This window comes from Archangium violaceum (assembly GCF_016887565.1).
GTDB lineage: Bacteria > Myxococcota > Myxococcia > Myxococcales > Myxococcaceae > Archangium > Archangium violaceum_B.
The window spans coordinates 11692961-11714748 of the sequence record NZ_CP069396.1 but is presented as its reverse complement, the minus strand read 5'-3'; the positions used below and the strand labels follow the sequence as shown (position 1 = coordinate 11714748).

Sequence of the window (21788 nt, the reverse complement as noted above, 5' to 3'; positions counted from 1 at the left end):
ACTGGTACCCATGCTGAAGCGATTCGTGAACGTGAAGGACGAGGAGGTGGGCTCTGTCCTGCTGTCCTTCGTGTATTTCTTCACGCTGATGTGTGGCTACGCCATCCTCAAGCCGCTGCGGGACGAGATGGCGACGGCGAAGGGCGTGAAGAACGTGTCGTGGCTCTTCACGGCGACCTTCGTGGTGATGCTGGTGGCGGTGCCGGCCTTCTCGGCGCTGGTGTCGCGCTGGCCGAGGCAGCGGGTGATACCGCTGGTCTACCGCTTCTTCCTGCTCAACCTGCTGGGCTTCTTCGGGGTGCTGAAGCTGGGCGTGGGAGGGGACCACGTGGCGCGCGCCTTCTTCGTCTGGGTGAGCGTCTACAACCTCTTCGTCGTCTCCGTCTTCTGGAGCTTCATGGCGGACCTGTTCGAGAACGAGCAGGGCCGGAGGCTCTTCGGCTTCATCGCCGCGGGAGGCACGGTGGGGATGCTGGTGGGTCCCTTCCTCGTGAGTCTCCTGGCCGAGCCGTTGGGGGCGACGAACCTGATGCTCTTCACGGCGGTGTTGCTGGAGGTCAGCGCGCGGTGCGTGCGGCGGCTGTCGCGCGGGGGCCCCACCACGCAGCCCCGGGCGGCCGTCGCGGAGGCTCCGGTGGGGGGCGGCATCTTCGCGGGGTTGAGGCTGCTGTTCTCCTCGCCGCTGCTGTTGGGGCTGGGGCTGCAGATATTGCTCTACGCCGCCACCTCCACCTTCCTCTACAACCAGCAGGCCCACATCGTGGCCGGGCTGGCCTCCGGCACGAACGCGCGCGCGGCGGCCTTCGCGGGCATCGAGTTCTGGGTGCAGGCCTTCACGCTGGTGCTGCAGGTGTTTGTGACGGGGCGCCTCATGACGCGCTTTGGCCTGGGCCTGGCGCTGGCGGTGGCTCCGTTGCTCACCGGGCTCGGCTTCCTCGGGCTGGCGGCGGTGCCCACGATGGGGGTGCTCATCGGCTTCAAGTCGCTGCGCAACGCCTCGCACTACGCCTTCGAGCGCCCCGGCCGCGAGGTGCTCTTCACCAGCGTGGACCGCGAGACGAAGTACAAGTCCAAGGGCTTCATCGACACGGTGGTGTACCGGGGGAGCGACACGGTGAGCTCGTGGCTGTACACGGGGCTCGATTCGCTGGGGCTGGGCGCGGCCGGACTGGCGCTGACCGCGGTGCCCTTCGCGGGCCTGTGGCTCGCGGTGTCCCTGTGGCTCGCCCGGTTGCAGCAGCGCTTCTCCGCGCGCACTGGCGCCGAGGCCCCCGCGTTGGCTCCCACCGCGGACGCGGCTCGCTGAGCTTCGCGGCCGTGCGACAAGGCCGCGCTTCGCACGTTCACACCAAGAGGGGGTAGTCCGCATGAAGCTGTCTCGTCGAGGGTTCTTGAAGGGCGCCGCCGCGTTCGGCTCGCTCTGGGCCGTGGGTTGTGCCTCCACCTCCACCTCCACCCGGGAGAGCGCCGGGACGGCGCCCGTGCCGCGCACCGGGGGCAAGCGCATCCTGATCCTCGGGGGGACGGGGTTCCTCGGGCCCCAGCTGGTGGAGGCGGCGCGCGCGCGTGGCCACACCGTCACCCTCTTCAACCGCGGCAAGACGCGGCCCCAGCTCTTCCCGGACGTGGAGAAGCTGCAGGGGGACAGGGACCCGAAGGTGGGCGAGGGCCTGAAGGCGCTCGAGGGGCGGAGCTGGGATGCCGTCATCGACACCTCCGGCTACGTGCCCCGCATCGTGCGCGCCTCGGCGGAGCTGCTGGCGCCCAACGTGGGCCACTACGTCTTCATCTCCACCATCTCCGTCTACAAGGAGCTGCCCCGGCCGGGCATGGACGAGGACTCGCCGCTGGCCACGGTGGCGGATCCCACCGACGAGAACGTCAGCGAGAACTACGGCGCCCTCAAGGCGCTCAGCGAGAAGGCGGCCGAGGCGGCCTTCCCCGGGCGCACCACCGTCATCCGCCCCGGCCTCATCGTGGGCCCGGATGACCCCACCCAGCGCTTCACCTACTGGCCGGTGCGCGTGGCGCGCGGTGGCGAGGTGCTCGCTCCTGGCGCCAACGGCGCGGACCCGGCGCAGTTCATCGACGTGCGGGACCTGGCCGAGTTCGCGCTCCTCACCGTCGAGAACCAGGACATCGGCACCTTCAACGCCACCGGCCCGGCCAGGCCGCTCACCATGGGGGAGCTGCTGGAGGCCTGCAAGAAGGCCAGCAACAGCGACGCCACCTTCACCTGGGCCGATGCCGGCTTCCTGGAGAAGCAGAACGTGAAGCCCTGGATGGACATGCCCGTCTGGGTGCCGCCCACGGGCGAGATGGCGGGCATGAGCAGCGTCAGCAACGCGCGGGCGGTGGCGCGCGGACTGAAGTTCCGCCCGGTGGTGGACACGGCGCGCGACACGCTGGCCTGGTTCAACGGGCTGCCCCCGGAGCGGCAGGCGGGGCTGGCGAAGCGGGCCGGCCTCACCCCGGAGCGCGAGCGCGAGGTGCTCGCCGCCTGGCACCAGCAACACACCGGCACGTCCCACGCGAGCCCGTGAAAAAAAATGGGGGATGCCTCGTTTCAAAGCGAGGCATCCCCCATCACTCCGACTTCGACCTCACTGCCCTCCCCCTCTGCCATGGGGCAGGAGTCGATGAGTCGTCAGCCTGGGTGTCCCGCCCCCACGGGACCACCTGAGACTGGCCCCCCGGTGCTCCAGGGGGGCGCGAAAGCAAACGTCCTACCAGCTGTAGATTCCCCCCTCGTCCTCCACCGCGTCGACGTCGTGGCTGTGCGCCGACTCCACCAGCCCGCTCCGGGAGACCCGGCCCGGGCTGAATCCCCCCCCTCTGGCGAGCACGATGGGGGCTACCGTCAGCCGCGGTGACATGGGCCGGACCGATGCGAGGCACGTCACCCCCGTGACCACCTCGCGCAGTCCCGCCAGCACCTCGGCCTCCGTCAGCACCGCCCATTGGGTCCGCTTCGCCCCCGCGAAGGACGCCAACGGCGGCACCTCCAGTCGGTTGCCCCCATCGCGCTCGAGCTGCCCGGCCATGTACGACGACCGGGCCAGAGGTCTCACCACCGACGCGCTCTGCTCCCCCCCCACATGCAGGACCACCCCGACCGTTTCCCCCCCGAACCGCTTCCCGTGGACCTGATGACCCGACACCTTCATCCCGTTCTCCAACCTCATGTGCATGGGCTCCTCCCCCCGTGGCGTGCCCGTGAGCGCGTTGGTGACGGGCGCATAATGTCCAAAGTGCGATCGGGAGTTTTCCTCCCGGACGCCAACTGCTTGCGTATGAGCGCCACGCGATGCGGGGTTGAGGGGGAGTGCCGGGAATCCATGCTCCGCGCCCCCTTGCCCGCTCAGCCGGTATGCATGTTGGATACCTGAACGACCTTGCAGGTGGGTGGTGTATGTAGGGGGATGGTCAGGGCCCGCGGACGCGGTATGGCTCGGGCCGGACGCGATGAGGTGGGATGAACATGGGTGACGGAGGACGGGGCGTGCTGGCCGTGGTGGCGGAGAAGCCATCCATGGCGCGCGACATCGCGCGGGCGCTGGGGGCTCGCGAGCAGGACGAGGGGTGCTACCGAGGCAACGGCTACGTGGTGACGTGGGCCATCGGGCATCTGGTGGGACTGGCGCAGCCGCACGAGATGAGGCCGGAGTGGAAGCGCTGGCAGCGCGAGCTGCTGCCCATGTTGCCGCGCGAGTGGCCGCTGGTGGTGGAGGAGAAGACGGCGAGCCAGTTCAAGGTGGTGCGCCGGGTGATGAACGCGCCCGAGGTGGACACCGTGGTGTGCGCCACGGACGCCGGGCGCGAGGGCGAGCTCATCTTCCGCTACATCTACGAGGCGGCCGGGTGCCGCAAGCCGGTGCGGCGGCTCTGGGTGTCCTCGCTGACGGAGGGGGCCATCCGGGACGGCTTCCGCTCGCTGAAGCCGGGGCGTGACTACGAGCCGCTGGCGGATGCCGCGAAGGGGCGCAGCCGGGCGGACTGGCTGGTGGGGATGAACCTGTCGCGCCTGTACACGCTGGCGGGCGGGGACACGCTGTCGGTGGGGCGGGTGCAGACGCCGACGCTGGCCATGGTGGTGGAGCGCGAGCTGGCCATCCGCGACTTCGTCCCGAAGGACTACCTGGAGATTGTCGCCACGTTCGGTCCGGCGGGCCCCGAGGGACCCCAGGGCCACTACCAAGGCACCTGGTTCCGACCCGCCGAGCCGGGGAAGGAGAAGGAGTGGGACGCGCGCGAGGCGCGGCGTCTGTCGGCGGATGGCGAGGAGGCCGAGCGCATCGTCGAGCGGGTGAAGGTGGGCCGGGCGGCGGTGGAGTCCGTCACCGCCGAGACGAAGCGGATGGCTCCGCCGTTGCTCTACGATTTGACGGAGCTGCAGCGCCACGCCAACCGGCTGTATGGCTATAGCGCCCAGCGCACGCTGGAGCTGGCGCAGGCGCTGTACGAGAAGCACAAGCTGCTGAGCTACCCACGTACCTCCAGCCGGCACCTGTCGAAGCAGATAGCGGAGACGCTGCCGGACGTGGTGAACGCCATCCGCGCGCCCTGGGAGGCGCTGCTCGCGCCCGGCACCGGACAGCGCCCGCTGGGAAGGCGCTTCGTGGACGACGCGAAGGTGACGGACCACCACGCCATCATTCCCACGGCGACCTCGCCGGAGGGCGCGAGGCTGTCGCAGGAGGAGCGGCGCATCTACGAGCTCGTCTGCCGGCGGCTGCTGGCGGCGTGGCACGAGGACTTCGTCTGGTCGGTGACGACGGTCATCACCGCCGTCGCGGCGAAGGACGGGTCGGAGGTGGACCGCTTCCAGAGCACGGGCACGATGGTGGAGCGCCAGGGCTGGAAGGTGCTGGACGTGGGAGGAGGGCAGAAGGCGCCGAAGCCGCGCGAGGCGGGAAAGAAGGAGGGCGAGGCGGAGGCGGAGGAGCCCGAGGACGAGCAGGAGTTGCCGTCGGGACTGGCGAAGGGGCAGGCGCGCTCGGTGCGGGAGGTGAAGCCGGTGACGAAGCGGACGAGACCGCCGCCCCGGCTCACGGACGCGAGCCTGCTGACGGCGATGGAGACGGCGGGGAGGGCGCTGGACGACAAGGAGCTGGCGGACGCGATGCGGGAGTCGGGGCTGGGGACACCGGCGACGCGCGCGGCGATCATCGAGACCCTGCTCGACCGTGGCTATCTGGTGAGGAGGGGCAAGTCGTTCGAGGCGACGGAGAAGGGGATCGCGCTCATCCGGGTGGTGCATCCGGACGTGAAGAGCCCTGCGATGACGGGACAGTGGGAGGCCTGGCTGCAGCGAATCGAGCGGGGCAGCGGAGACCTGGACTCGTTCCTGAGAGGAATCGAGGCCTACGTCATCGAAGTCGTCGGCAAGGTGCCGCCCAATCTGCCGATGCCGCCGCCCACCACCCCTCGCCCTCCGGGAGAGGGACGGGGTGAGGGTACACGGACCCCCCCCAGGTTGGCTCCGCGTGAATCCCCTCTCCCCCTGGGAGAGGGTCAGGGTGAGGGTCTGCCCAGGTCACCGCGCCCCACCGCGCGCCCGTCCCTCACGCTCGTTGCCCCAAATGCCCGACCCGAGCGCAAGCCCCGCGAGCCCACGCCGCCAAGCGCCCTGCGAGGGCTGCTGAAAGAGGTGTACGGCTTCTCGGACTTCCGGCCGTACCAGGAGGCGGTGTGCCGTGCGGCGACGGAGGGAAAGGACCTGCTGCTCGTCATGCCGACGGGGGCGGGCAAATCCCTCTGCTACCAGCTGCCGGGCCTGGCGCGAGCGGGGACGACGCTGGTCATCAGCCCGCTCATCGCGCTGATGGAGGACCAGGTGGCGAGGCTCCAATCGCTCGGGCTGGCGGCGGAGCGCATCCACTCGGGGCGAGACCGAGCCACCTCGCGCCAGGTGTGCGCGGAGTACTTGGAGGGGCGACTGGACTTCCTCTTCATCGCGCCCGAGCGGCTCGGGGTGCCGGGCTTCGTGGAGCTGCTGGCCCGGAGGACACCGGCGCTGGTGGCGGTGGACGAGGCCCACTGCATCTCACAGTGGGGACACGACTTCCGCCCGGACTACCGGTTGCTGGGGGCGCGGCTGCCGATGCTCCGTCCCGCGCCGGTCGTGGCGCTCACGGCGACGGCGACACCGGGGGTGCAGCGCGACATCGTCCAGCAGCTCGGGCTCAAGGGGACGGGGAGCGCGCCCGCGCGCACCTTCATCCACGGCTTCCGGCGCACCAACATCGCCATCGAGGTGCGCGAGCTCAACCCGAGCCAGCGCGCCGATGCCATCCGGGAGCTGCTGGCGGAGCCCGCGCACCGTCCGGCCATCGTCTACGCGGCCACGCGCAAGCACGCGGAGCGGTACACGGAGGAGCTCGGCGCGGAGTTCCGCACGGGCACCTACCACGCGGGCATGAGCGCGACGGAGCGCGACGAGGTGCAGACGCGTTTCCTCGGCGGCCGGCTGGAGGTCATCGTGGCGACGACGGCCTTCGGCATGGGCATCGACAAGGCGGACGTGCGCACGGTGGTGCATGCGGCGCTGCCAGCGAGCGTGGAGGGCTACTATCAGGAGCTGGGCCGCGCGGGCCGGGATGGGAAGCCCTCGAGGGCGGTGCTGCTGCACTCCTTCATCGACCGGCGCACGCACGAGTTCTTCCACCAGCGCGACTATCCCGAGCCCTCGATGCTCGAGCGCATCTTCCGCGCCACGCGGGAGGAGCCGGAGCCCAAGGAGTCGCTGGCGGCGCGGGTGCGCATGGACTCCGAGGTCTTCGACAAGGCGCTCGAGCAGCTGTGGATCCACGGTGGCGTGGAGATGACGCCGGACGAGGCCGTGAAGCGCGGACGGCCGGGCTGGATGGCGGCGTACACGACGCAGCGAGAGCACAAGCAGTCGCAGCTCGAGCACATGGCGCGCTACGCCGAGTCGCACGGGTGCAGGATGCGGCACCTGGTGGAGCACTTCGGCGACGTGCAGGACACGGGCGCGGCCTGCGGCCTGTGCGATGTCTGCGCGCCCGAGTCGTGCGCCACCCTGCGCTTCGGCGAGCCGTCCGCGTCGGAGGCGCAGGCGCTCGCGCGCATCCTCGGGACGCTCCACGAGCGCGATGCCCAGGCCACCGGCCGGCTCCACCGCGAACTGTTCGGCGAGGCCCTCCCGCGCCGCGACTTCGAGCGGCTGCTCGGGGGCCTGGTGCGCGCCGGGCTGGTGCGCCTGTCCGAGGACACCTTCGAGAAGGACGGGCAGAACATCACCTTCCAGCGCGTGACGCTCACTCCCGAGGGGCGAAAGACGCGCGAGCCCGCTCCGGGACAGGTGCAGCTGCCGAGGCCGCCAGACGAGGCCCCCGCGCGCAAACGCCGGGGCTCGCGAGCCAAGGGGTTCTCCGCGGCCGGAGGAAGCCGCCGCACGTCGCGTCGCAAGGGCGCTGCTTCCGGTGGCAGGAAGAAGCGCTCGGCTCCGGCTCGGACCGAGGTCGAGTACGACTACGAGTTCGAGGGGGACATGGCGGAGCGGGTGGAGGTGCCTCGGGCTCCTCGCGGCCGCGAGGCCCTGGCACGAGCATTGGACCGCTCCAGGCGCAGCGGGGCGACGCTCGGCGTGAGCACGGCCTCGCCGCAGCTCGTGGAGGCCCTGCGTACGTGGCGGCTCGCCGAGGCCCGCAAGCGGCGCGTCCCCGCCTTCCGCATCCTCACCGACAAGGTGCTCGGAGCCATCGCCACCGCGCGCCCTCGCGATGGTGCCGCGCTGCAACGCATCCACGGCGTGGGCCCCAAGCTGGCCGAGCGCTACGGCGACACCATCCTCGCGCTCGTCGGCCGCGTGCCATCCTGAGGACTCCCGGGCTCGTGAGCCAACACCCCCGCACCGGTGGTCTGGCGGAAGTGTCTTGTTTTGTGAGAGGCTGATCTTTCGGTGCAGGCGAGTGATGCGCCTCGCCGTCGGAGCCGCTTTCCTTGGAGGAGCCGAGGAGGCCGTCATGCCGCTGGAGAAACAGGTCTTCGCCACGACCGTCGAAGCGCTCTTCGTGCGCGGTCTGGGGGCGCGCCTGTCTCCCGAGGCCCGGGCCCTGCTGTTCGAGGCGGGGTTGGACCTGGAGCGCCCTCTCGCCATCTCCTACCCGCTGGAGCAGTGGAAGACGTTCGTGCGCATCGCCTCCGAGTCGCTCTACCCGGACCTGTCTCCCTCCGAGGCGCACGGATGCATGGGGGAGCACTTCCTGGAGGGCTACCTCCAGACCTTCGTGGGGCGCGTGGTGGCGGGGCTCGCCCCGGCCTTCGGTCTCGGGTTGACGTTGGCGCGCATCAGCCAGGATCTCCGCGGTGGCAACAACTTCAGCGAGGTGCGGCTGGTGGACCACTCGCCGCAGCACGTCGAGCTCTGGATGAGCGAGCTCCTCTGCGACCACCCCTCCTTCATGGTGGGGCTCATCCTCCGGGCGCAGCGGGTGGCCGGTGCTCCTGACGTGCACGTGGAGGTGCTGTCCTTCGACGCCACCGGCTGCACCTTCGACATCCGCTGGACGGAGGCCGTGTCGCGGGTGGCCAACGCCTGAGGTCGCTCGGGTCTACAGGTACGGCGACAGCAATCGGGCCACGCCATCCCGCAGACGGACGGGGAGGGACCTGGCGCTCAGCTCCTCCTGGGTGAGCTGCCGCGCCCGCTTCAGCCGCTCCTCGATGAGGGCCTCCAGCCGCGTGGCGAGCTCCAGGTCGTAGCACTCCACGTCGAACTCGAAGTTGAGCCGCAGCGAGCGCGGATCCCAGTTCGCCGAGCCCACCAGCGACCACACGCCGTCCACCACCATCAGCTTGGTGTGGTCGAACGGGGGCGCCGTGAGGAAGATGCGGCAGTGCGGGCGCATCACCTGCCACAGCTGCGCGGTGGCGGCCCACTGCACCACGGGCAGATTGAGGCGCTCGGGCAGCACCACGTCCACCCGCACGCCCCGCAGCGCCGCCACGTTCAGCGCCGTGACGAGCGCCGAGTCCGGGATGAAGTAGGGCGTGACGATGCGCACCGTGGAGCGCGCGCACGCCAGCGCTCCCAGCAGCGTCCAGCGCACCGTCTCGAAGTCCTCGTCCGGGCCGTCCGCGATCCCCCGCGCCACCACCGGCCCGGCGGGCTCCAGCGACGGGAACCACGTCTCCCCCTGCAGGCGCTCCTTCGTGGTGAAGGCCCAGTCCTCGGCGAACGTCTCCTGCAACTGCCCCACCACCGGCCCCTCCACCCGGAAGTGCAAGTCGCTCGCGTCGCCGTGGCCGGGCAGGAAGTGCTCGCGGATGTTCATCCCCCCGGTGAAGCCCACCCGCCCGTCCACCACCAGCAGCTTGCGGTGGTTGCGCAGGTTCATGAAGGGCAGGCGCGCCGGTATCAGCAGCGTGGGGAGGAAGCGCGCCACCCGCACCCCCGCCCGGCGCAGCCGCCCGGTGATGGGTGGCCAGTCGTAGCGCGCCCCCAGCGCGTCGATGAGCACCCGCACCTGCACCCCGCGCTTCACCGCGCGCCCCAATGCGTCCACGAAGCGCCGGCCCGCCTCGTCGTTGTCGAAGATGTAGCTGCACAGCGAGATGGAGGTGCGCGCCTCCTCGATGGCGTCCAGCATGGCCGGGTAGGCGCCCGCGCCGGCCTCCAGCGGGACGAGCCGGTTGCCCGGCAGCAGGGGCCGGTGGTGCACCACCTCGTCCACCAGCCGGGCCAGCGAGGCCAGGTGCGCCGCCGGGGGCATGGCCGCCGCGAGCTCCTCGGGGGTGTACGTCGTCACGCTCGGCCTCGAGGGGAACTGGCCGTGCTCCTGGCGCAGCGCCAGCGAGCGGCCCCGGCGGCGGATGCGGTTGATGCCCAACAGCAGGTACAGCACCACTCCCACCAGCGGAACCAGCCACACCAGTCCCACCCAGGCCACCGCCGCGCGCACGTCCCGCTTGCGCAGCACCGCGTGCCCGGTGGCCAGCAGGTTGGCCACCACCGCGAACGCCGCCGCCACGTGGGGCCAGACCTCCAGGAGCAGCGATTCCAGCGTCATCCGTCCTCCGCCCGGCCGGGTCGGGGCCGGGACGAGCGGTCAGTATGTGCACGTCCTCCGTCCGGCGGCAGCGCGGCGGGAGGCTCCGTCCAGCATCCTTCAGACAGGGCGGGCCCCGGTGGTGCCCCGGTCCCGGCGCATATACTGCCAAGCCATGGAGCCCATGCCCGACGTCACCCGCTTCTTCCACCCCGTCCTGTCCTCCCGGAAGCTCAAGGAGAAGCCGGTGCGCGTGGAGCTCGCTGGCCGCGCCTACGTCCTCTTTCGCGACGCCCAGGGCCGCCCCGCCGCGCTCGCCGATGCATGCCCCCACCGTCTGGCCCCGCTGTCCGCCGGCCGCGTCACGCCCGAGGGCCGCCTCGAGTGCCCCTACCACGGCTGGCTCTTCGACGCCGATGGCCACGGCCGCAGCCCCAGCCAGCCCGACCTCAAGAAGTGCGACGCTCGCTCCTTCCAGCTCGTCGAGCGCTTCGACTCCCTGTGGCTCGCCGCTCGCGACGCGCCTCCCTCCGCCTTCCCCGACTTCGCTCCCCAGGGCTACGACTACAACGGCGCCTTCTCCATGCTCTTCCGCGCGCCGCTGCACGTCGCCCTCGACAACTTCAGCGAGGACGAGCACACCCCCTTCGTCCACACCCGCCTCGGGTGGAACCGCGCCCAGACGAAGGACATCGAGTACGAGGCCCACAACTTCGAGGACCGCACCGAGGTGCGCTACAGCGCGCCCCAGCGTCCCTCCTACCTGATTCCCCTGTTGCTGCTGCGCAACGGCGACTTCTTCCACAACCACTGGGTGACGCGCTTCGATCCGGTGCGCACCGACTACACCATCACCTGGACGAGCCCCACCGGCCAGCAGCGCCCCTTCACCAACCGCGCCATCATCTTCTTCGTCCCGGAGACGGCGAACACCACGCGCCTGCACTTCTTCTCCTTCGTCCAGCTCCACGACGAGCGCCTGCGCCCCCTCATGCCGCTGGTGCGCCGCGCCGCCCTCCTCCTGAGCTGGTCCGAGGTCCGCGACGACGCCCGCTTCATCCCCCTGGTGGCCCACACCCCCTACAGCATGAAGGGCATGCGGCTGGGCAAGTACGACAAGCCCCTCATCCACCACCGCAAGCTGCTCGAGCGCATCTACTTCGCCCAGGCCGACGCCAACGCCCCGCACGAGCCCGCCCAGGTGCCCGAGCCCGTCCACGGCTGAGCCCGGCCCTCCACCGCGCCGCGGCGTGACTGGGCGTGTGGCCGCTCAGAGGACAGTGGATGTCCGATTCCAGGACGGCTGGATTGCTGGGTTCTCAAGTTCTGGAAATCTCAGAATCTTGGAGAGTGGTGTGTAAAGAAGCTTGGCATTCCTGGGGCTCGGGGTGGAGCGCGGAGGCTCCACTGGAATCCAGGCGAATCCAGCCAAACCCTGGAGATTCCAAGGAGCTGTCTTCCTGGCCCGGAGGTTGCTCAGGGAATGGGCACGCGATCGCGGCCGGGGAGTCCCGGGCGAGCGCGCTCCTTACCCCCCCTGTCGTCCCCGAAAAAGGAATCCCGATGCGCAAGCTTTCGATGGCGTTGCTGGCTGGTGTGGCGCTCGTTGGTTGCGGTGGTCCCGAGGCCGCCGAGCAGAAGATCCCCACGTTCGAGGAGTTCCAGGCCTCGGCCATCAAGTCCGAGGAGAACGTCTTCGTCGTCAATGGCGACGAGGCCGTCGAGGGCGTGGAGGGCCTGCGCGCGTACTATGACAACTACGTGGCCAACGGCGACGTGGGCACCGCCGAGGGCGGCCTGGCCGTGTACTACTCGGGTGGCGACATCAAGTGGAGCAGCACCACTGCCCGCAACCTCACCTACTGCGTGAGCTCCTCCTCGTTCGGCACGCGCTACAGCACCGTGGTGAGCGCGATGAACAGCGCGGCCGCGGCCTGGGAGGCCACCGCCAACGTCAACTTCATCCACAGCAGCAGCTACGACTCCAACTGCACCGCGTCCCAGACGGCGGTGGTGTTCGACGTGCGCCAGGTGAGCGGCGCCGGCTACACCGCGCGCGCGTTCTTCCCGAACTCCAGCCGCTCGGCCCGCAACGTCCTCATCGACAGCAGCGCCTTCGGCAACATGGGCGTCTGGACCCTGACGGGCGTGCTGCGCCACGAGCTGGGCCACACGCTCGGCTTCCGCCACGAGCACACCCGCCTGACCAGCACCGGTTGCTACGAGGACTCCGCCTGGCGCGCGCTGACCAGCTACGACTCGTACTCCGTCATGCACTACCCCCAGTGCAACGGCAGCCAGACCGGCGACCTCGTGCTGACCAGCCTGGACAAGTCCGGCGCCCGCGCGCTGTACCCGTAACTCCCGGGCCCCCTGGGCCTCGCCAGTGATGTCCGGGCCAGGGAAGCCCACCCTTCCATCCTTGGAAGGGCGCTTCCTTGGTCCTTCAATGAATGTGATACTCACCGCTGTCGTCGTATTTGCCGCCGTGGCTGTATTTGGACCGAGTGTGTGGCCGTTTCTTTTCTGGAGGAGTCCTCCATTTGGGAGACGTGTGCCCGCTGTCCGATACGGAAACACCTCGTCTGAGAGTCGGACAGTGAGGGCGAAGAGCGGATAAACGCCTGACGCCACGAGGGATTCAGCGGGAAAAGTCAGGGGTCTTTACAGGGAAGCCGGGAATCCTTGGAGTCTCGATAGTCCACGACTATTCGCGTTAACCGAGCCAAGTCCGCGATTTCCCGAAGAGAGGCTTGTTGGCCCGGGGGTTGCTCAGGGCATGCGGCGCGCGGTCGCGGCTGGGGAAGCCCAGGTGACCGCGTCAAACCCCCCCGCTGTTCCCTTCAAAGGAATTCCCATGCGCAAGCTTTCGATGGCGTTGCTGGCCGGTGTGGCTCTTGTTGGTTGCGGTGGCCCCGAGGCCGCCGAGCAGAAGATCCCGACGTTCGAGGAGTTCCAGGCCGAGGCCATCAAGGACGAGGGCGACGTTTACGTCGTCAACGGCGACGAGGCCGTCGAGGGTGTCGAGGGCCTGCGCGCGTACTATGACAACTTCGTGGCCAACGGTGACGTGGGCACCTCCGAGGGCGGCCTGGCCGTGTACTACATCGGCGGCGACATCAAGTGGAGCGCCACCGCGGCCCGCAACATCACCTACTGCGTGAGCTCCTCCTCGTTCGGCTCGCGCTACAGCACCGTGGTGAGCGCGATGAACAGCGCGACGGCGGCCTGGGAGGCCACCGCCAACGTCAACTTCGTGCACAGCAGCAGCTACGACTCCAGCTGCACCGCGTCCCAGTCGGCGGTGGTGTTCGACGTGCGCCAGGTGAGCGGCGCCGGCTACGTGGCGCGCGCGTTCTTCCCGAACTCCAGCCGCTCGGCCCGCAACGTCCTCATCGACACCAGCGCCTTCAGCAGCACGGGCGCCTGGTCCCTGACGGGCGTGCTGCGCCACGAGCTGGGCCACACGCTCGGCTTCCGTCACGAGCACACCCGCTCCACCTCCTCCGGCTGCTACGAGGACAACCAGTGGCGCGCGCTGACCAGCACCTACGACCGCGCCTCCGTCATGCACTACCCCCAGTGCAACGGCACCCAGACCGGCGACCTCGTGCTGACCAGCCTGGACAAGTCCGGCGCCCGCGCGCTGTACCCGTAATCCGTCCGCTCGTCTGAGCTGACACTGGGGCCGGGGATGCAACACCTCTCGGGAGGTGGGGCGTCTCCGGCCTCGTCTTCTACATCTGCTGGGGCATGGCCTCCTCGAGCGCCAGCTGCGGCTCGAAGTAGATGAGCGTCTTCACGTGGTCCGAGTCCTCGATGTCCAGGCACTCGATGTCCCCGCTGTCGCTCTCCTCGGCCCAGACGTGCTCCGGGTGCAGGATGCGGTGGGTGATCTCCTCGCCGGGCCGGCCCACCGTCACCTCGATGGCCCCCTCATCGCTGCCCTTCTCCTCGACGGAGATGTCCACCAGCGGCAGGCTCGCGGCCAGCGTCTGCTCGCCGAAGTCCGGCCCCCCGGCCTGGACGCGGACCCGGTGGTCACGCTCGATGCTGCTCAGCAGGGTGAGATAGTCGGACCACACCTCGCGGGGAATCTCTCGCGTGTGATGCTGCATGGGAACACCTCTCACTTCTCCGGGGTCTGTGGCTTCGTCGCCTTGGGGAAGAGCTCCACGGTGGTGGCCTCGTACTTGCCGCCCAGCTCGTCATAGGAGGCACGCACCTGCATGCCCTCGCGCAGCTGGGCGCGTTGCGCCGGCCGGCCCTGGCTCAGGAAGCGGGTGTCGTCCTGCAGCGCGAGCGTCATCGTGGTGCTCCCGCTGTTGTTGCGCACCGTGATGTTCCCCGCGCCCATCCCCGTCACCGTGCCGTAGATTTCCTGGTCCGCCAGGTCCTCGCCGCCGATGGCCTCGGGGTTCTGCTCGGTGACGCTCTCGTTCTCCACCGGGGCTTCCTCGCCCATGCGGCCGCGCTCCGTGGCGACCACGCCCCGGTCGTTCGCGTTCTCGTTCTGTCCCTTGTTGCAGCCGGAAGCGAGGCCGAGCAGGGCCAGCGCCGTCAGGCTCCATGTCCACTTGTGCATGCCCATCCCATCCTTCCGCCGCGTTCAACGGTTCCTTTGGGACAAGGTGGGGAGCTGGAGCGAGCGGTCACAAGCGAACGGGCGTGGAGCGTCGGGCCTCCTGCCCGTCGGGGAGGCGGGCGGCCGGGCCTCGGGCCCTCGGGGAGGGCGGGCCACGTGCCTGGAGGAGCCGCCCCGCTCCGGAGCGCTGGAACGGGGCGGGGGGGAACTAGAGCGTCGGGACGCCGACGACGTTGCCGCAGTACGCGCTGGAGCCGCAGGTGGTGCCCTTGCTGGTGTACCAGGCCGACTTGCGGGTGCCGTACTGACGGTTGTCCGCGTGCACGTGCGGGCCGGTGGCGCTACCGGTGCCGCCCACGAGACCCAGCGCGCAGCCATCGCAGGTCTTCGTGCCGGAGCTGACGTTGGCGTAGATGTGGAGCTGGCGGAAGTCCCAGCCGCTGGCGCCGGTGACGACGTAGTAGTTGCCCGCGCCGCCGTTGCAGTCCGAGCCGTAGCAGGCCGCGGCACAGCCGCCGTAGTACTTGTAGGCGTAGCTGCCCGAGAGCATGGCGCGGTGGTTCCACTCACCGCACGACGCGTTGCCCATGTCGAGCGCGGTGTGGCTGCTGCCCGAGCAGTTGTAGTACGTCGTCGAGTTCACGTTCGCGCTGGTCTCGCAGATGGGACCCTTCGCGGTGGCGGACACGGCGACCCCGGCCCAGCCGGCCGTGAGGGCCACGGCGGCGTACAGCATCTTCTTCACGTTCATACTGCCTCCTCTGAGGTTGCACTGCGGAACTGCGTTCCCCCCGTTACTTGCGCAGACGCTCCTTCTCCCGGAGCAGCAGCTCCCACTCCTGGAGGTTCATCCCGAGCGCGGTGCGCCAGGCGTCGATCTCCGGATCCAGCGCGGGTGCCACGCCCCGCAGCGACTCGAGCGTGGGCAGCGCGCCGCCCATGCCCAGCCGGACGATTCCCCGCAGCGCCGCCTTGCGCACCGCCGGGTCCTTGTCCGTGCGGTAGAGCTCGACGAGCGAGTCGCGCACGCTCGTGGACTCCGCTCCGGGTACGCCGCCGAGCGCCGTCGCCGCCGCCCCGCGCAGGCTCGCGTTGTCCGAGCGCAGCTGCTGGCGGAGCTGCTCCACCGTGCCATGGCCCACCTGCTCCATGGAGACCTCGGACAGCAGCTTCGCGGCCACCTCGGGGTCCTTCGCGGCCAGCGCCGTGTTGACGGCCGTCTCGGACACGGTGCGGTCGTGGCCGAAGTACACCTTGGCGCTCTCGTGGACGAGGTTGTCCACCACGGCCTGGCGCACCTCGGGCGCGCTGTCGCGGATGAGCTGCTCGTACGTCACCACGCCGCCGTTCTTCGCCATCACGTCCACCGAGCCGGTGCCTCGCAGCCCCCGCACCGCCGCGGCGCGCAGGCCCGGCTCCGCGTCCCCCGCCGCGCGCGCGAGCAGCGGCTGGAGGAGGGTGGCGTCCTCGGAGAAGCTGGCCTTGCTGGCCAGGGCCGCGCCCAGGGCCTCCAGCGTGTCCGGGTCGCGCTCCTGCTGGATGATGGCGAGCAGCTCGTCGGCGGGCATGGCCCGGGCGGCCACCTTCAGCCGCTCCTTCACGTACTTGCGGTAGGCGGGCGAGCCGGACTTCAGCGCCGCGCGCAGCTCGTCCACCATGCCGGTGAAGGAGCACGTCACCTGGCGCAGGGGCGTCTTGTCGGTATCGGCGGCGGAGGCGCTGGCGGGCAGCAGCCAGGCCACGGCGGCCAGCAGCGCCACACGCCAGCCGGCGGTGCGGTGTCCATGAGGCATGCGAGTCATTCCTGTCGGGGACGGGGAGGAGTGCGGGCGCATCAGTGCGGCGCTCCTTCCTCCATGATGCATGGGTGGCGCTCTTCCTTGCCCATCCAGACACGGGCGAAGTCCACCGTGCCCTCGGCGTAGAGCCGCTGGAAGTCCTGGTAGTCCTGGAGGAAGCGCGGATCCTGCGCGGCCATCTGCGCGAGCACTGGCAGCGCCCGGGGCCCGGCGGCGCGCACGGCGAAGCGGAAGAAGGCCCAGCGCACGCACTCGTCCTGCTCGGCGGGGAAGGCGGCGCGGTAGGCCTCCAGCGCCTTGTCCGGCTCCTGCGTGACGGCGAGCCGGAAGGCGGCCATCTCACGCACGTCGCGCTCCCGGTCGGTGCGCATGATCTGAACGAGCCGCTCCATCGAATCGCCGCCGATGACGGGGTTCGAATACGAGGGCATCTCCAGCGCCAGCAGGCGCACGGCCATGTCCTCGGACTTCTCGCCGATGTCCAGCAGCTCCTTCCAATAGGGAGCGAAGTTGCCGGTTCGCTCGAAGTCCTCCTTCATCACCCGGCCGATGGTGCGCGTGGCCACCCAGCCCGCCGAGTCCGCCGACAGGTCCATCGCCACGGTCTTCAACCGCTGGATGTTGGCTGGAGACAGGCGCTTCTGCGTCTCCAGCGCGTCCATGGCCGCGGCCCGGTTCATCAGCTGCGAGCCCTTGTCCTCGCCCATCTTCAGCAGGCGCTCGGCCACCTTCGGGTCCTGCACGGCGCCCGTGGCCTTGAGCGCCTCCATGTAGACGCCCAGCTCCGGCTGGCTGGACTTCTCCGCCCAGTCGAGCACCTGGAGCGCCTTGCCCGCGTCCTCCCCCACCAGCTCCGTGAGCCGCTCCTGGAGGTACTGCGCGAGCTCGCGATCACCCGCGCCCGCCGCGGCGGCCAGGGCCTGGCGGAAGTTGTCCAGCGAGGCGTTCTTGTCGAACTCGCCCACCCCCTCCCAGCACCCCGGCATGGGCAGCACGTCCTCCTTGGGACGGCGCTCCTGGGGTTGGCCCGGGCCTCCGGGCTGGGATGGTGCGGCGGCGGCCTGGGCACTCCCGGACGGGGTGGCCGTGTCGGCCGAGGTCTCCGGAGACTCCCCCCCGGCGGGGCCCGAGCGGCGCGACAGCAGCGCCGCCCCGAGGATGATGAGCAGCAGGGCGCCGATCGTGACGGCGGCCTTCTTCGATGGAGGTTGCATGGTCGTGACCCGGTTTTCCAGGTATCACGAGGAAATATTGCTGTTCAAGATTCCGTGTCGTTTTTTCTTGGAGGTTGAGAGTAGGATCAGGGGCCGAGGCGGGTTCGTGACAGGGGCGACGCAACTTCCCCAGCCCTGGGTCCGAGAATTTCTTCGAGTTTGTTACTTCAAATTTCCCGCCCAGGAGCGGCCATGAGCTACCGCATCAAGTCCGGAGACACGCTGTCGGCGATCGCCAGGAGCCACAACACGACGGTCAGCGCGCTGATGAAGGCCAACCCGCAGATCAAGGACGCGAACCTGATCTACGCGGGCAAGTCGCTGAACATCCCCGGCTCGCGCGACAGCTTCGAGCCCGGTCCGTCGAAGGGCAACAGCGGCAGCCCGTCGACGTCGGGCACCCAGGGTCCCACCTCCGCGGGCCCGGCCTCGCAGGGTCCCAACGGCAGCCCCTTCGACATCGCGAAGTCGCACCTGGGCAAGAACGCCGGCAGCCTCAAGCTGGAGAAGGGCGGCGTGGGCTCGGACATGGAGGACTGGGTCCCCAACAACGTGAACTGCGCCAACTTCGTGTCCGCGTGCCTGGAGCAGGCGGGGCAGATCAAGAACGGCCAGCACCACAACGCGGTGGTGGGCCTGCAGGCCAACCTGGACAAGGACCCGAACTTCAAGCGCGTGTCGCTGGCCGATGCGAAGCCGGGTGACGTGGTGAGCCTGAAGACCAACGGCGGTCACCACGTGGTGATGTTCGCCGGCATGAAGGACGGCAAGCCCCAGTTCATCGGCTCCAACAACGTGAACGCGGATGGCTCGCAGAAGATCACCATCTCGTCGATGAACTACCCCATCATGTCCATCCACCAGTACCGCGGCTGAGCGGAGCCGCACGAGGTCGGGGGGACGCTCGAGAGACGGCTCTCCGGGACCTGGATGGACACGCGGTGTCGGGATCTGCTCCCGACACCGCGTTTTCTTTTCTCAACCGGCGACGGTGCTCACCTGGTCGCCGTCCAGCACCAGACGCACGGTGGACACCTGGGGCTCGCCGAAGTGGTCGTATGCGGCGCGCTCCAGCTGCGGCACCAGGGCGGCGCGCAGGCCTCGCGCTCCCGTCTCGCGCTTGAGCGCCCGCGCCACCACCCACTCGCGCACCGCGGGCTCCACCACCAGCGTCAGGCCCTCGTGGGCGAACTCGCGCTCGTAGGCGCGCAGCACGTTGTCCTCGAGGATGCTGCCCAGCGTCGCCGCGTCCAGCGGCGCGAAGGAGACGATGCGGCTGAAGCGGCCGATGAGCTCCGGGATGAAGCCGTAGCGCGCGAAGGCCGTCGTCTGTTCGATCTGATCCTCCGTCACCTTCTCGGCGATGACCGGCTCGCGCTTGCGCACCTCGCGCCCGAAGCCCATGCGCTCCTTCGTCCCGAGCTCCTCGGCCGTGCCCTTCAGCCCGCTGAAGGCCCCGCAAGCGATGAACGTCAGCGCCGACAGCTCCATGGGCATGGGCGGCGTGCGGCTGGTGAAGCCGAAGTCCGGCGGGAAGTCCGCCCGTGGCGCGCTCAGCAGGTTGAGCAGGCCACGCTGCACGCCGAAGCCGCTCACGTCCTTGGTGGTCTGCTGCCCGGCGAAGCGGGCATCGGAGCGGCTGGTGGCGAGCTTGTCGAACTCGTCCATGCAGATGGCCCCGCAGGCCGCCCACGCCACGTCCCCACCCGCCGCCTCGTAGAGGCGCGAGAGCATGGTGGTCACGTCGTCTCCCACGTAACCCGTCTCGGAGAACTGCGTGGCGTCCACGATGAGCGTGGGCACCCCGAGAATCTCCCGGAAGAGCAGCTCCACCAGGAACGTCTTCCCACTGCCGGTGGGCCCCAGGAAGAGACAGTTCTCGCGCGTGCCGGGCTCCGGGGCGATGCCCTCCAGGTGGATGCGCCGCAACCGCTGCAGGTGCCGGTAGGCGAGCACCGAGGCCGCGCGCCGGGCCTCCTTCTGTCCACGGTAGCCGAGCGAGGAGAGCCGCTCGTCGATCTCCCGCGGAGAGAGCACCTCCAGCGCGGCGACGCGCTCGCGGACGGACTGGCCATGCTCGAAGGGGAGGGCCTGCAGATGGTCGGGACGTGGGCTCATGAAGTGGGCGGCATCTTTCCGACAGCCACGGCACGGGACAAGCGTTGCCTGGACGTACCCCTGTTGCCCGGCCGCTCTCGGAGGGGGCGGACACCGGGCGAACAGGGTCACCAGTGAACATCTGCCTGCCTCATTGGCGCGGAGGACACGTTCCTCAGGACGTCAGGGTGGATAAGTAGGTGGGCATGGAACGAGCAGAGGACACGCGGGGGCACGTTCAGCGCCTGGGCGCCTGGGTGGAACCGGGTACGGGTGTACGGTGGCGCGTCTGGGCCCCCAGCCATCGCAAGGTCGAGGTGGTGCTGTTCGGACGGGACGGGCAGCCAGGCTCCTCCCTGCCCATGGCCGATGAGGGGCGGGGTTTCTTCTCCGCGACACTCAAGGGAGAGGGCGCGGGCGTGCGCTACAAGCTGCGGGTGGATGGCGAGGGCCCCTTCCCGGACCCGTGGAGCCGTTCACAACCGGACGGCGTGCACGGCCCCTCCGAGGTGGTGGTGCCGGACTTCGCCTGGACGGACGCCGGGTGGAAGGGTCCGGACCCGGAGGCCCAGGTCATCTATGAGGTGCACGTGGGCACCGCCACGCCCGAGGGCACCTTCGAGGCCCTCATCCCCCGCCTGCGCTCGCTCAAGGCGCTGGGCATCACCACGCTCGAGTTGATGCCGCTGGCCAGCTTCCCGGGCTCGCGCAACTGGGGCTACGACGGGGTGGACCTCTTCGCGCCCCAGGCGGAGTACGGCGGCCCCCAGGGCCTGCGGCGCCTCGTCGACGCGGCCCACGCCGAGGGGCTCGCGGTGCTCATCGACGCCGTCTACAACCACTACGGGCCGGACGGGAACTACCTGCGCTGCTACTCGCCCTTCTACTTCACCGGCCGCCACCACACCCCGTGGGGCGAGGCCGTCAACTACGACGGCGAGGGCTCCGAGGTGGTGCGCTCGCTGGTGCTCTCCAACGTGGAGATGTGGATCCGCGACTACCACGCGGACGGGCTGCGGCTGGACGCGGCCCACGCCATCATCGATGACGGCAAGTCCCACCTCCTCACGGAGATCGCCGAGCGCGCCCGGGCCTCGGCCCCCGGACGGCGCGTGGTGATCATCGCCGAGGACGAGCGCAACGACACGCGCCTGGTGCGCCCGCCCGCACAGGACGGCTACGGGCTGGACGGCGTCTGGGCGGACGACTTCCACCACCAGATGCGCCGCGCCTTCGCGGGCGACAGCGAGGGCTACTACCGGGACTACACCGGCGGCGCGGAGGACCTCGCGCGCACGCTGCGGCAGGGCTGGTTCTACGAGGGCCAGGTGTCCCAGGTGCATGGCCGCGTCCGGGGCACGCCGGTGGAGGGCACCGAGCCCTGGCGGCTGGTGCACTGCATCCAGAACCATGACCAGGTGGGCAATCGGGCCCACGGCGAGCGGCTGGGGGCCGACGTGTCCCCGGCGGCCTTCCGCGCCATGAGCACGCTGCTGCTGATGTCGCCCTACACGCCGCTGCTCTTCATGGGGCAGGAGTGGAACGCGAGCACGCCCTTCCTCTACTTCACGGACCACAACGCCGAGCTGGGCAAGCTGGTGACGGAGGGGCGGCGCAAGGAGTTCGCCGGCTTCGCGCGCTTCGCTGGCGAGGAGGTGCCGGACCCGCAGGCCGTGGAGACCTTCACGCGCTCGCGGCTCGACTGGAGCGAGGCCGAGCGGCCGGAGCATGCCGGGGTGCTCGCCCTCTACCGCGAGCTGCTGCACCTGCGCGCCACGGATCCAGCCCTGAAACACAACCGCCGGGGCCAGTACGACGCACGGCCCCTGGGCGCGCACGCGCTGGTGCTGGAGCGCCGGGGCCCCGAGGGCTCGCTGCAGGTGCTCGTCAACGTGCGGGGAACGCTGGAGCACCGGCTGCCCGCCCATGCCCGGCTGGTGGTGTGGAGCGAAGCCCCCCGCTTCGGCGGCTCCTCGCGGGAGGAGCCGCTGCGAAGCGGGGTCGTCCGGCTCGAGGGGCCCTCCGCCGTGGTGGTGCGCATCACGGGCTGAGCCACGTCGAAGCCTGAGGGGCGGTGTGG

At 70.0% G+C, this 21788-nt stretch carries 17 protein-coding genes; 9 read left to right on the top strand and 8 right to left on the bottom strand.

Features of this window, described 5'->3' with window-relative positions:
* Nucleotides 1-10: 10 nt before the first annotated feature.
* Nucleotides 11-1306, top strand: a complete 1296-nt coding sequence (locus JRI60_RS46665; protein WP_204222549.1) for an NTP/NDP exchange transporter — start codon at nucleotides 11-13, stop codon at nucleotides 1304-1306.
* A 61-nt stretch (nucleotides 1307-1367) separates the two neighbouring features.
* On the top strand, nucleotides 1368-2543 hold the full coding sequence (locus tag JRI60_RS46660) for an SDR family oxidoreductase (protein WP_204222548.1): 1176 nt from the start codon (nucleotides 1368-1370) through the stop codon (nucleotides 2541-2543).
* Between the two features lie 183 nt (nucleotides 2544-2726).
* Here the strand turns inward: JRI60_RS46660 and JRI60_RS46655 are convergent, their stop codons facing one another.
* Entirely contained in the window at nucleotides 2727-3185 is a 459-nt protein-coding gene (locus JRI60_RS46655; protein WP_204222547.1) for a hypothetical protein, read from the bottom strand.
* Between the two features lie 296 nt (nucleotides 3186-3481).
* Here JRI60_RS46655 and JRI60_RS46650 point away from each other — a divergent pair, with 296 nt between their 5' ends.
* Together JRI60_RS46650 and JRI60_RS46645 are read left to right on the top strand one after the other, a co-directional pair.
* A complete protein-coding gene (locus JRI60_RS46650; protein ID WP_239470128.1) occupies nucleotides 3482-7843 on the top strand; it encodes a DNA topoisomerase 3 in 4362 nt (1453 codons plus the stop codon).
* A gap of 145 nt (nucleotides 7844-7988) precedes the next feature.
* Complete coding sequence (locus tag JRI60_RS46645; protein WP_204222545.1) at nucleotides 7989-8564, top strand: DUF2378 family protein; 576 nt, start codon at nucleotides 7989-7991, stop codon at nucleotides 8562-8564.
* 12 nt (nucleotides 8565-8576) lie between these two features.
* On the opposite strand, the gene JRI60_RS46640 is transcribed toward JRI60_RS46645, so the two are convergent.
* The gene (locus JRI60_RS46640; RefSeq protein ID WP_204222544.1) at nucleotides 8577-10034 is read right to left on the bottom strand and encodes a phospholipase D-like domain-containing protein; all 1458 of its coding nucleotides are present in this window, start codon (nucleotides 10032-10034) and stop codon (nucleotides 8577-8579) included.
* A 154-nt stretch (nucleotides 10035-10188) separates the two neighbouring features.
* Between JRI60_RS46640 and JRI60_RS46635 the strand changes: the two genes are divergently transcribed.
* The 3 genes from JRI60_RS46635 to JRI60_RS46625 all read left to right on the top strand — a co-directional run bounded on the left by JRI60_RS46635 (nucleotide 10189) and on the right by JRI60_RS46625 (nucleotide 13671).
* The gene (locus JRI60_RS46635; protein WP_204222543.1) at nucleotides 10189-11238 is read left to right on the top strand and encodes a Rieske 2Fe-2S domain-containing protein; all 1050 of its coding nucleotides are present in this window, start codon (nucleotides 10189-10191) and stop codon (nucleotides 11236-11238) included.
* 338 nt (nucleotides 11239-11576) lie between these two features.
* The gene (locus JRI60_RS46630) at nucleotides 11577-12374 is read left to right on the top strand and encodes a M57 family metalloprotease (protein ID WP_204222542.1); all 798 of its coding nucleotides are present in this window, start codon (nucleotides 11577-11579) and stop codon (nucleotides 12372-12374) included.
* Between the two features lie 496 nt (nucleotides 12375-12870).
* Nucleotides 12871-13671, top strand: coding sequence for a M57 family metalloprotease (locus tag JRI60_RS46625; RefSeq protein WP_204222541.1), 801 nt, complete (start codon nucleotides 12871-12873; stop codon nucleotides 13669-13671).
* A gap of 79 nt (nucleotides 13672-13750) precedes the next feature.
* Here the strand turns inward: JRI60_RS46625 and JRI60_RS46620 are convergent, their stop codons facing one another.
* From JRI60_RS46620 to JRI60_RS46600, 5 genes are all read right to left on the bottom strand, one after another.
* Nucleotides 13751-14131: a DUF5335 family protein gene (locus JRI60_RS46620; protein WP_204222540.1), complete on the bottom strand. Its 381-nt coding sequence runs from the start codon at nucleotides 14129-14131 to the stop codon at nucleotides 13751-13753.
* 11 nt (nucleotides 14132-14142) lie between these two features.
* Entirely contained in the window at nucleotides 14143-14598 is a 456-nt protein-coding gene (locus JRI60_RS46615; protein ID WP_204222539.1) for a hypothetical protein, read from the bottom strand.
* A gap of 208 nt (nucleotides 14599-14806) precedes the next feature.
* The gene (locus tag JRI60_RS46610; RefSeq protein ID WP_204222538.1) at nucleotides 14807-15349 is read right to left on the bottom strand and encodes a peptidase M23; all 543 of its coding nucleotides are present in this window, start codon (nucleotides 15347-15349) and stop codon (nucleotides 14807-14809) included.
* A gap of 43 nt (nucleotides 15350-15392) precedes the next feature.
* Nucleotides 15393-16391: a HEAT repeat domain-containing protein gene (locus tag JRI60_RS46605; RefSeq protein ID WP_204222537.1), complete on the bottom strand. Its 999-nt coding sequence runs from the start codon at nucleotides 16389-16391 to the stop codon at nucleotides 15393-15395.
* A gap of 41 nt (nucleotides 16392-16432) precedes the next feature.
* Nucleotides 16433-17611 (bottom strand): HEAT repeat domain-containing protein, encoded by a 1179-nt coding sequence (locus JRI60_RS46600; RefSeq protein WP_204222536.1) that lies wholly within the window; start codon nucleotides 17609-17611, stop codon nucleotides 16433-16435.
* A gap of 192 nt (nucleotides 17612-17803) precedes the next feature.
* Between JRI60_RS46600 and JRI60_RS46595 the strand changes: the two genes are divergently transcribed.
* Nucleotides 17804-18487, top strand: coding sequence for a LysM peptidoglycan-binding domain-containing protein (locus JRI60_RS46595; RefSeq protein ID WP_204222535.1), 684 nt, complete (start codon nucleotides 17804-17806; stop codon nucleotides 18485-18487).
* A gap of 102 nt (nucleotides 18488-18589) precedes the next feature.
* Here the strand turns inward: JRI60_RS46595 and JRI60_RS46590 are convergent, their stop codons facing one another.
* Nucleotides 18590-19729 carry an AAA family ATPase gene (locus JRI60_RS46590; RefSeq protein WP_204222534.1) on the bottom strand — a complete coding sequence of 380 codons (1140 nt, stop codon included), beginning with the start codon at nucleotides 19727-19729 and terminating at the stop codon, nucleotides 18590-18592.
* A gap of 185 nt (nucleotides 19730-19914) precedes the next feature.
* Here JRI60_RS46590 and treZ point away from each other — a divergent pair, with 185 nt between their 5' ends.
* Entirely contained in the window at nucleotides 19915-21759 is a 1845-nt protein-coding gene (gene treZ, locus JRI60_RS46585) for a malto-oligosyltrehalose trehalohydrolase (RefSeq protein WP_204222533.1), read from the top strand.
* The last annotated feature ends 29 nt before the right edge of the window (nucleotides 21760-21788 follow it).

Excerpts from the sequence above, each read along its gene's own strand:
- JRI60_RS46630 (WP_204222542.1), top strand. The coding sequence starts at position 11,577 with ATGCGCAAGCTTTCGATGGCGTTGCTGGCTGGTGTGGCGCTCGTTGGT.
- JRI60_RS46650 (WP_239470128.1), top strand. The coding sequence starts at position 3,482 with ATGGGTGACGGAGGACGGGGCGTGCTGGCCGTGGTGGCGGAGAAGCCA.
- JRI60_RS46665 (WP_204222549.1), top strand. The coding sequence starts at position 11 with ATGCTGAAGCGATTCGTGAACGTGAAGGACGAGGAGGTGGGCTCTGTC.
- JRI60_RS46640 (WP_204222544.1), bottom strand. The coding sequence starts at position 10,034 with ATGACGCTGGAATCGCTGCTCCTGGAGGTCTGGCCCCACGTGGCGGCG.
- JRI60_RS46610 (WP_204222538.1), bottom strand. The coding sequence starts at position 15,349 with ATGAACGTGAAGAAGATGCTGTACGCCGCCGTGGCCCTCACGGCCGGC.
- JRI60_RS46620 (WP_204222540.1), bottom strand. The coding sequence starts at position 14,131 with ATGCAGCATCACACGCGAGAGATTCCCCGCGAGGTGTGGTCCGACTAT.
- JRI60_RS46615 (WP_204222539.1), bottom strand. The coding sequence starts at position 14,598 with ATGCACAAGTGGACATGGAGCCTGACGGCGCTGGCCCTGCTCGGCCTC.
- JRI60_RS46660 (WP_204222548.1), top strand. The coding sequence starts at position 1,368 with ATGAAGCTGTCTCGTCGAGGGTTCTTGAAGGGCGCCGCCGCGTTCGGC.
- JRI60_RS46645 (WP_204222545.1), top strand. The coding sequence starts at position 7,989 with ATGCCGCTGGAGAAACAGGTCTTCGCCACGACCGTCGAAGCGCTCTTC.
- JRI60_RS46590 (WP_204222534.1), bottom strand. The coding sequence starts at position 19,729 with ATGAGCCCACGTCCCGACCATCTGCAGGCCCTCCCCTTCGAGCATGGC.
- JRI60_RS46655 (WP_204222547.1), bottom strand. The coding sequence starts at position 3,185 with ATGAGGTTGGAGAACGGGATGAAGGTGTCGGGTCATCAGGTCCACGGG.
- JRI60_RS46600 (WP_204222536.1), bottom strand. The coding sequence starts at position 17,611 with ATGCAACCTCCATCGAAGAAGGCCGCCGTCACGATCGGCGCCCTGCTG.
- JRI60_RS46625 (WP_204222541.1), top strand. The coding sequence starts at position 12,871 with ATGCGCAAGCTTTCGATGGCGTTGCTGGCCGGTGTGGCTCTTGTTGGT.
- JRI60_RS46595 (WP_204222535.1), top strand. The coding sequence starts at position 17,804 with ATGAGCTACCGCATCAAGTCCGGAGACACGCTGTCGGCGATCGCCAGG.
- JRI60_RS46605 (WP_204222537.1), bottom strand. The coding sequence starts at position 16,391 with ATGCCTCATGGACACCGCACCGCCGGCTGGCGTGTGGCGCTGCTGGCC.
- JRI60_RS46635 (WP_204222543.1), top strand. The coding sequence starts at position 10,189 with ATGGAGCCCATGCCCGACGTCACCCGCTTCTTCCACCCCGTCCTGTCC.
- treZ (WP_204222533.1), top strand. The coding sequence starts at position 19,915 with ATGGAACGAGCAGAGGACACGCGGGGGCACGTTCAGCGCCTGGGCGCC.